This is a genomic window from Polynucleobacter sp. 31A-FELB (assembly GCF_018882405.1).
GTDB lineage: Bacteria > Pseudomonadota > Gammaproteobacteria > Burkholderiales > Burkholderiaceae > Polynucleobacter.
This window is the reverse complement of sequence record NZ_JACVOO010000028.1, coordinates 1-8925: the sequence shown is the minus strand read 5'-3', so window position 1 is coordinate 8925 and position 8925 is coordinate 1. Positions and strand designations below refer to the sequence as shown.

12 protein-coding genes and 1 tRNA gene are annotated in these 8925 nt (G+C 45.4%); 8 read left to right on the top strand and 5 right to left on the bottom strand.

Translation table 11 applies throughout. The features are described 5' to 3' along the window. Positions 1-416 precede the first annotated feature (416 nt). A complete protein-coding gene (locus tag ICN30_RS11275) occupies positions 417-941 on the top strand; it encodes a hypothetical protein (RefSeq protein ID WP_216275741.1) in 525 nt (174 codons plus the stop codon). Between the two features lie 352 nt (positions 942-1293). Here the strand turns inward: ICN30_RS11275 and ICN30_RS11270 are convergent. After that, a tRNA-Ser gene (locus ICN30_RS11270) sits at positions 1294-1383 on the bottom strand. A 19-nt stretch (positions 1384-1402) separates the two neighbouring features. Next, on the bottom strand, positions 1403-2539 hold the full coding sequence (locus tag ICN30_RS11265; protein WP_216229325.1) for an NAD(P)/FAD-dependent oxidoreductase: 1137 nt from the start codon (positions 2537-2539) through the stop codon (positions 1403-1405). Between the two features lie 140 nt (positions 2540-2679). Here ICN30_RS11265 and pgi point away from each other — a divergent pair, with 140 nt between their 5' ends. The 6 genes from pgi to ICN30_RS11235 all read left to right on the top strand — a co-directional run bounded on the left by pgi (position 2680) and on the right by ICN30_RS11235 (position 6932). Then, on the top strand, positions 2680-4170 hold the full coding sequence (gene pgi, locus ICN30_RS11260) for a glucose-6-phosphate isomerase (RefSeq protein WP_216275740.1): 1491 nt from the start codon (positions 2680-2682) through the stop codon (positions 4168-4170). 85 nt (positions 4171-4255) lie between these two features. Further along, positions 4256-4516 carry a PbsX family transcriptional regulator gene (locus ICN30_RS11255; protein WP_216229323.1) on the top strand — a complete coding sequence of 87 codons (261 nt, stop codon included), beginning with the start codon at positions 4256-4258 and terminating at the stop codon, positions 4514-4516. After that, complete coding sequence (locus ICN30_RS11250) at positions 4516-4884, top strand: type II toxin-antitoxin system PemK/MazF family toxin (RefSeq protein WP_173960092.1); 369 nt, start codon at positions 4516-4518, stop codon at positions 4882-4884. Before ICN30_RS11255 ends, ICN30_RS11250 begins: the two co-directional genes overlap by 1 nt. 17 nt (positions 4885-4901) lie before the next feature. Beyond that, positions 4902-6287, top strand: a complete 1386-nt coding sequence (locus ICN30_RS11245; RefSeq protein WP_216275739.1) for a phosphomannomutase/phosphoglucomutase — start codon at positions 4902-4904, stop codon at positions 6285-6287. Positions 6288-6333: 46 nt separating this feature from the next. Further along, entirely contained in the window at positions 6334-6615 is a 282-nt protein-coding gene (locus ICN30_RS11240) for a type II toxin-antitoxin system CcdA family antitoxin (protein ID WP_255533232.1), read from the top strand. Further along, positions 6615-6932, top strand: a complete 318-nt coding sequence (locus ICN30_RS11235) for a CcdB family protein (protein WP_216275738.1) — start codon at positions 6615-6617, stop codon at positions 6930-6932. The genes ICN30_RS11240 and ICN30_RS11235 overlap by 1 nt, the downstream gene beginning before the upstream one ends. Before the next feature lie 7 nt (positions 6933-6939). Here the strand turns inward: ICN30_RS11235 and ICN30_RS11230 are convergent, their stop codons facing one another. From ICN30_RS11230 to ICN30_RS11220, 3 genes are read right to left on the bottom strand one after another with little or no spacing between them, the layout of a single operon-like run. Beyond that, positions 6940-7491, bottom strand: a complete 552-nt coding sequence (locus ICN30_RS11230) for a hypothetical protein (RefSeq protein WP_216275737.1) — start codon at positions 7489-7491, stop codon at positions 6940-6942. A 9-nt stretch (positions 7492-7500) separates the two neighbouring features. Continuing rightward, positions 7501-8331, bottom strand: a complete 831-nt coding sequence (locus ICN30_RS11225; protein ID WP_216275736.1) for a peptidylprolyl isomerase — start codon at positions 8329-8331, stop codon at positions 7501-7503. 7 nt (positions 8332-8338) lie between these two features. Beyond that, entirely contained in the window at positions 8339-8746 is a 408-nt protein-coding gene (locus tag ICN30_RS11220) for a hypothetical protein (protein WP_216275734.1), read from the bottom strand. 37 nt (positions 8747-8783) lie between these two features. Here ICN30_RS11220 and ICN30_RS11215 point away from each other — a divergent pair. Then, on the top strand, positions 8784-8925 hold a 142-nt coding region (locus ICN30_RS11215; RefSeq protein ID WP_216275742.1), incomplete at its 3' end, for a transposase.

Below are 8925 nucleotides of genomic sequence, written 5' to 3'. Positions count from 1 at the left end.
CTTGATGCAATGCAAAAGCAATCTGCTCTTCTGTGAACTTTGACCTCTTCATGGCGCACCCCTCCTTAGGGATAATATCGCCGATTTTTTCTAATTTAGGGTGTCCAATTTATTGGGAGGAGGTCACGTTGAGATTCCCTATATTCAAGGCTCCCATAAGCCACAAAATCCACCTACAAGCGATCCGTTTTTTGGCCTCGGTGCAGGCGCAATTGAATTATTTAAAGCATTTGATTGGGCTCTCCAGCAGCAGGAAAAAATAAGTAGAGCTCTAGTGATAGCTGATAGCTCAAGATTGGAAGGAAGGAGCGTTCAGGGTGGCGCCCCCTCGCTGGGAAAGCATCGTCGTTAATGCGTCAAAGGTGGCTAGATGCTATTGATGTGCAAGGTTTTGATTTTTTAATTCAGGAACGTATATGACTACAACAATCTGGGCTAGGCCTTTCACCCATGAAGAGTTGATACATCTAAGACAAGGAAAGAAGCATGAGATATTTTTCTCTGATTCCTTAGCGCTGATCGGTCGAGCTGATCACTTATATGTAAGATGCCTCAATGTGGATGTAAAGCTTCGTCGCGTCCATCTTGGCCATGGGCAATACATAGATGATGCTACATGGCGAGAGGCTACCGGAGGTAAAAAAATTTCAGTGACATGGTCTATTGATTCAATTTATGGATATTTATTTTGTGAAGCAGCTCAACTTAACATTAATGTTTGCAACGATCCGAGATGGCCATCCTCTCGGGATATATTTTTATTTGATAAATCTTACATAGACCAATTTATTGAGGCGTTAATTGTCACCGACAATGCCTTATGCAAGAGGCACGAGTCTCGCTCCCTCCTATCCAGATGGTTTGATGCTAATGACCCCAATCACGATAGCAAGGAAGCTGCAGTTATCAGGGAGACAATACGCAGAATTTTAATTAGATAAATAATTTCACTTCTTGCGCTGCATTGAAGTGCGTGTAAACCAAATATCCAAAATGCCGGAATAAAGGATAAGTCGCCCCACACCTTCATACACATACGCATACACACGTTCATAAAAATTTAGATCGGGTTATACGTACCACCTAATGGTAGCCACCCCTTGGTGAGGCCTTGGTCCCTTCCACTACCCCACTTAAGGGCTAAAACAGCTCCCAGCACCTGATTCATGGAGAATTAATAGGCAGTAATAAGTGCGTAACCCGGAATGAGCGCTGCCAACTGGAAAAAAATGTTCAACATAATGTTACACAGAAATAAAAAAAGCCCGTTAGGGCTTTATCTATATACATCATTGGCGGAAGAGGTGAGATTCGAACTCACGGAGGACTTTCATCCTCGCCAGTTTTCAAGACTGGTGCATTCAACCGCTCTGCCACTCTTCCTTGCGATTTGAGTCCTAGATTATAAAGAACTTTTGATTTGTGCCTCTAAATGCTGGGCAATCGCCAAACAAGAGGTGAGCCCTGGGGACTCAAAGCCATAGAGGTTAAATAGGCCTTGAAGCTGATGCTGCCAAGGCCCTTCAAAGTAAAAGTCTCCTGCCGGGGCGTTTGGCGGGACGATTTTGGCTCTGACACCGGAATAATCTGCCTGTAGGGCGCCATCCTTGAGCTCTGGCCAGTACTGTCTTACTGCCGCATAAAAGCCCTCTCCCCGCTGAGGATCGACCGTGTAGTTAATCTGGCTTTCATCATCAATATCGAGCCACTCCACATCAGGACCAAACTTCGCCTGACCACCCATATCGAGAGTCAGATGAACGCCCAGTCCACCCGGCTCAGGAATTGGGTAAATCAAATGGCTAAATGGAGATTTGCCAGACAAGGAAAAATAGTTACCTTTAGCAAAGTAAGCTTTAGGTATCAAGTCTTTTGAGAGGCCTTCAATTTTTTGAGCTAGTGCTGGAGCACTCAGCCCCGCGCAATTAATCAGCAACTTCGTCTGAATGGTCATGCCATCAGCACCACCGATAGTGAGCTCAAAACCATCTTCAGCATTTGCGCTGATCGGCTTTGCGCTGAGTAATGGAGATTGATAGGCAACCATGCCGCCAGCATCTTCAAAACCGCCCAGTAGGGACAGCATTAATCCATGGCTATCCACAACCCCCGTTGAACTTGAGAGTACTGCAGCCTCGCATTGCAACTGTGGCTCTAGAGCCTTGGCCTGCGCCCCAGAAATCATCTTGATATCCGGAACCTGATTGTTCTGCGCCTTATACAAAATCGCTTGAAGATCATCTAGCTGACTAGCATCACTAGCCACAATAAGTTTGCCGTAAGCTTGTGTACTCACTTGATGGCTGCGGCAGTATTCATAAAGGAGGCGATTACCCTCCACACAGAGTTTGGCTTTTAATGAATCCTTTGGGTAATAAATTCCCGCATGAATGACTTCACTATTGCGAGCACTACTAATGGTTCCAAAGGAATCCTCGCGCTCTAGCAAAATAGTTTCCCGACCCTGTAATGCCATCTCGCGAGCAACCGCCAAACCAACGACCCCAGCGCCCACTACTACGCAATCAACCTGCTCCATTCGGCTATTCCTGACCTGATTTCAGATATGTCTCAATTTTGTAATGACTTTTGCCTCAGCGAAAGCCTTTATATTGCTGAAATCGTAACATTTTCAGCGTTTTAAGGGGATTTTGATGCCCTTGTTGATAAAATCTAGCAATGTCTGTGCAAGCCCAATTAGCTAACCAAAGTATTCATTCAGCCCTCGATATGGTGCTGGACACCGCCTATCAAGGAATTGATGCGGCCAGTTGGAAAAAGCTCTTTACCGGCGCACGTCAATCGCAATTAGAGCAATTCATTGTGGATATGTTTGCTGGCAAGCACATCAACAATAGCGAAGATCGCCCTGCCCTCCATTCTGCACTCCGCAATCTCAGCAAAACGCCCGTTTTGATCGATGGTAAAGATGTCATGCCAGCAGTCTCTGAGGTGTGGCATCGCATTGAAGCTTTATGCAATAAATGGGTTGGCGTAACTGATGTCATTCATATTGGTATTGGCGGATCTGATTTTGGTCCTCGCCTTGCTATTGAAGCCTTAGCCCATGTTCCCGGCATTGAAAGCCGTGGCATGCGTATGCATTTCTTGGCCAATATTGATACTGCTGAGCTTGCTCGTATCTTGGCGCGCGCTCAGCCACACAGTACTCGTGTGATTGTGGTCTCGAAGTCATTCACCACCCTTGAAACTTCCATGAATACCAAAGCCATTGTTGCTTGGCTTAAGGACAGTGGTTGTACGCATAGTCAAATTGAGCATGCCTTATATGCTGTGACTGCCAATATCCCTGCTGCCAAAAGCTTTGGCGTCAGCGAAGACAACATCTTCCCTTTTTGGGATTGGGTTGGTGGTCGCTACTCAGTCTGGTCTGCAGTAGGTCTACCGATTGCTTTGCAATATGGCTTTGAGACATTCAAGCAGTTTTTAGCTGGAGCCGAAGCGATGGATTTGCATTTTAAGAATGCACCTCTAGAACAAAATCTGCCTGTCATCATGGCACTCTCTTTGTTGTATCAGCAAGAGAAACATGACATCAAAGCATATGCCGCCATTCCGTATGCAGATGCATTGGACTGGTTTCCGAAGTGGTTGCAACAGCTCGATATGGAAAGCAACGGTAAGAGCGTGGATCGTGATGGCAAGCCAGTCAAACATTCCTCGCCGGTGGTATTTGGTAGCGCCGGTAGTAATGCACAGCACTCTTACTTCCAGCTCTTTCATCAGGGTACCGAGATCATTCCGATTGATTTCATTGGTGTACGTGAGCCGATGAGTGATAGGCCAGAGGCTGTAGCGCATCACCGTATTCTGCTTTCCAATTGCTTGGCACAAGCGCAAGCATTAGCAAATGGCAAGACTGCCAGCAATCCGAATGATGTCTATCCAGGTAAGCGTCCAAGCAATCTTTTGCTACTGCCTAAGCTCAACGCTTTTTATCTTGGTGCCCTGCTCGCTTTGTATGAGAACCGCACTGCCACATTAGGTGCGCTGTGGAATATCAATAGCTTTGACCAACCTGGCGTCGAATACGGCAAAGTGCTGGCTAAACCGATTGAGAAAGCCTTAGCAAGCCATCAACATGATATTGCTGCCAGTGCAGATATTGACGCTGTTACTGCTGCTCGCATTAATCTATTAAATTCATAGAGTGCCAATCCACCTAAGTCTGATCAAATTGACATTGCCAGGCAAATTGTTTAAACTTGTATAAACATTTAACTAGGGGGTGCACATGGCTCCAGCATTAAAGGTAGAGCAAACCATTCAAGAATGGGGGAATGGTCTTGGTGTTCGAATCACCTCGCCAGTGGCTAAGGCTGCCCATTTTTCCCAAGGAGTCCCTATCTCAGTTGAGGTTGTTAAGGATGGCGTTTTACTCAGGGTGGTTGGCAAGCCTAAACTGAGTCTCTCTCAAAAGCTAAAAGCCTTTGATCCAGAGACACATGGCGGCGAAGCAATGACATCAACACCCATTGGGAAAGAAATTATTTAATGGCAGAAAAATTAAAGGCTTGGGTTCCTGAGCGTAGGGACATGATTTGGATTAACTTTAACCCTCAATTGGGAAAAGAAATGAAAGATGAGCATCCCATGCTCGTCCTCTCACCTAAAGCATTTAATGAAAAAACTGGCCTTGTTATTGGACTGCCCATGACGCACGCAAAGTCCAATGAAACCAATCCATTTGCAATCAAATTTTCTGTTGGTCGTAGCGAGCCCGTCTTTATCTTGACACATCAGCCAAAATCTTTTGACTGGCGCCTGCGCTCCGCAAGACCTCATCCATGGAAGAGCCTGCCACCCGCCCTCTTTCAGGAGGCTTGTGAAGGCCTCAACTCAATCATCGAAATTGCTCATTAATACCGCTAGGAATCAAAGTGAAACTATCCCCTTCAATTTTTAAAGCTTATGACATCCGCGGCATTATTGATGAGACCTTAGATCCCTCTATCGCCAAACTGATTGGTCAAGCATTTGGTACGGAGATGCGTGAGCTTGGTGAAAGCGATATCGTCATCGGTCGCGATGGCCGCTTATCTGGGCCTAGCTTGATTGAGGCTTTGACAGATGGCCTGCTCTCTACTGGCATTAATGTGATTGACTTGGGCATGGTGGCAACACCGATGGTCTACTTTGCTGCCAATCACACCATTGATGGCAAGACTCCAAAGTCCGGCATCATGATTACCGGCAGCCATAATCCCCCGAACTACAACGGCTTCAAAATGGTCTTGGGTACATCAGCTATTTATGGTGAACAGATTCAGGATTTGCGTAAACGGATTGAAGCTAAGCAGTTTGCGACCGGCCAAGGAACAAGAAGCACTTTTGATATTTTTCCGATGTACATTAACTACATCGTTGGCGATGTGAAGTTGGCTCGCCCCATGAAGATAGCCGTAGATTGCGGTAATGGTGTTGGTGGCGCCTTTGCAGGAAAATTATTCAGGGTATTGGGCTGTGAAGTACAGGAGTTGTTCTGTGAGGTTGATGGTCATTTTCCAAACCACCATCCTGACCCAGCTCATATTGAGAACTTACAAGATCTCATCAAGAACCTGCAGACCACTGATAATGAATTAGGTCTCGCCTTTGATGGCGATGCGGATCGTTTGGGTGTTGTTACTAAAGATGGTCAAGTGATTTTCCCCGACCGTCAAATGATGCTGTTTGCCAAAGATGTGCTCTCCCGCAATCCGGGTGGACAGATTATTTATGACGTGAAGTGCACTCGTAATCTAGCGACCTATGTAAAAGAACATGGCGGCGAACCCATTATGTGGAAAACCGGTCATTCTTTAGTCAAAGCCAAGCTCAAAGAAACTGGTGCCCCACTCGCTGGTGAGATGAGTGGTCACATCTTCTTTAAGGATCGCTGGTTTGGATTTGATGATGGTCTTTACACGGGTGCACGCTTGCTGGAGATCCTCAGCAAAGAAAAGAATCCGAGCGACACCCTCAATAACTTACCTAATGCGATCTGCACTCCAGAGTTGCAACTTGCTTGCGCTGAAGGTGAGCCTTTTGCATTACTTGAAACTATCAAGGCTAATGCCAAGTTCCCCACATCAGAATCAATTAATACGATTGATGGTGTGCGCGTGGAATATGCCGATGGCTTTGGCTTGGCTAGACCATCCAATACCACCCCAGTGGTGGTGATGCGTTTTGAAGCTGATAGTGAAGAGGCGATTAAGCGTATTCAGGCGGAATTTAAAGCGGTCTTGTTGGCTGCTAAGCCTGAAGCAAAACTGCCTTTCTAGATAGCTGAAATAATACCCACATAATTTATGCGCATATTGACTGCGTATGAATTATGCATATAATTGGCTCATGATCATTCATGACTCCACCCGCACTCAAGACAAAGTCTTAAAAAAGGCGACTAACCTCACCTTAAATACTGAGGTTTTGGCTGAGGCCAAGAAATTAGGAATCAATATCTCAAAGGCTTGCGATGCATTCCTTGAATCTCTTGTTCGACAAGAAAAAGAGCGGTTATGGAAGCTGGAGAATGCTGACTTCATTGCCAGCTATAACAAAACTATTGAAGATGAAAGTTTGCCATTGGATAGCTGGAGAACTTTCTAATGGCGAGATTTAGCGTTTATGAAAATATTGGGGAACATGCCAAGACCACACCTTTTCTACTGGATGTGCAAACTGACCTATTAAGTGGCCTTGATACCCGAATCGTCATCCCCCTAAGAAAAGCTAGTCTCTATAAAAAAGTACAGCTTCCTCAAGATCTCATGCCGATCTTCTCAATTAAGGGCAGTGACTTTGCACTTGAAACCCCAAAGATGGCAGCGGTACCAAGCAAAATTCTTAAAAAAGAAATCGGCAGCTTAAAGAGCCAGCAACATCTCGTGATGATTGCGATCGATAGACTTTTTCACGGATTCTAGAGACCCGTCAATGAACCGAAGGTTTAGCAGTACGATCTTTTAGGCTATCAGCTCCATGAATAGCTACATCACTAACTGAAGGCACTTCACCCCAGGCTGCATGCTCACGCAATTGATTAAGTAAAGCACACATAGCTTGCAACGTTGGCCCTGCCATCTTGACATTGATATTAGCTCCACCCGGCAACACCAGGTCTAGTGAGAGTGCATCCTCTAGGCCTTGCTTATCTAAAGTACATTTAGCATCCATGACCAAAAGTGGGTCAGCCCCCAAGGGATAGTTAGCTGCAGGCTGATAAGCGTCTACCTGAGAAACTCCTTGGGTACTAGGATCTATCTGCATCACCTCTTTACTAAACTCAGCAATCGCTTTTGCCGCTTCAGGCGAATGGGTCTGCTCTAGGTTTTTCACAATGAGATGCTTGGTCGCAGCCAAAATAAATAAGGCTACTCGGCGAGTAAACCAGAAACGAAACTCAGTATTTTCGAGAGTATTAAAACGAAATAATAGCCTGTCATCAGGCGCTAAATAAGTGGCGTTAAATTGTTTGATGCTCATGAATCTAGCTTAACGCACAATCTTTGCACTCTCACTTAAGCGCTTTAAGGTCTGATTGAGATACTGCTGAATGATGGCCTGTCTTAACTGCGGCTTTGAAGCTTCAAAGCTAGCAATCTTTGCAGAACGACTATCCTCCACCCGAATGATGACCCACCCCCCCTGTATCTGAATGGGGCTACTAGTCGTACCTTTTTTCAAACTAGTCATGACTGTGGATATGGCGGGCAATAATTGGCCTGGAGAAACCCAACCCAATGAACCGCCCTGCGCTTTAGTCGCGTCATCAATGGATACTTCTTGAGCCACCTTTGAAAAATCATCGCCCCTCGCTAAGCGACCCGATACGGCAATGGCGGCAGATTCAGTGGATAGCACTATTTGACTGACCTTATATTGATTAACACTAGTGCCGCCACCTAAAGCTTGCTTTTGTTTTTCGTATTCCTCTTTAAGCATTGCATCAGAAATCGGATTCTGCTTAAAGTGCGCCTCCAAATAAGCCTGGACTAATAACGTCTGCTTTATCTGAGTAATTTGATCAGTGAGATCGATATCCTTAGCCAAGCCCTCTTTAGTTGCCGCTTGAGTAATGAGCTCTCGACTGATCAACTCATTCTTGATGCTCTCGCGCAATTGAGGGCTATCTTTTTGTCCTTGCCCGATAGCCAGATTCACATTGAGATCAAGCAGACCTTTTGTAATGGGGACTCCATTGACAGTAGCAACAAACTCAAAGCTTTCTTTTGTATCAGCAGCTATCGTTGCGAGTGAATGAGCCCCAAGCAAGATAAAGCAAACAGCATCAATAGAAATTTTTCTAGAGAGTTTTAGCATCATAAAAAGATTAGATTTCTTCACACACTGTATTGCCATCCCTGTCGGAAGAGCATAGTTCGCCACTTGGAGATGAAGACTTTCCGCTATTTTTAGTTGCACCCTTGCCTGAAACAATCTCGACATTGTCAGGAGAGCTTACAGTTACACCAGAAAGTGATTTTGGAACAATAGTCATCTGTACTTGATCAGCATGGTAGTCCATCATGCTACGCAATGCGCCTGCGTCACTTCCAGCAGAGTAGCTAGCCATAGTCATTACTGGAGGGGGCGCACCAAGTGCAGAGTTTTGGATGAAGTTAGAGACCCAATTACCCAGATTAGTTTGACCATTTACTGTGATGTACGGATTTGAAGAAACTCCATTTACAGCTGGTGGTAACAGGAATGACTGAATCGCTACCACTTCTATAGACACTTTCTAGCCTAATATTTAGTCTATTAGGAGGTGTGTCATGAGTACAAGAAGGCGGTTTACTGAAGAGTTCAAGTTAGAGGCAGTCAAACAGGTAGTTGAACGGGGTTTTGGTGTTCGAGATGTGGCTGCTAGGCTGGGCACCTCACCCCATAGCCTGTATGCCTGGGTTAATAAATATG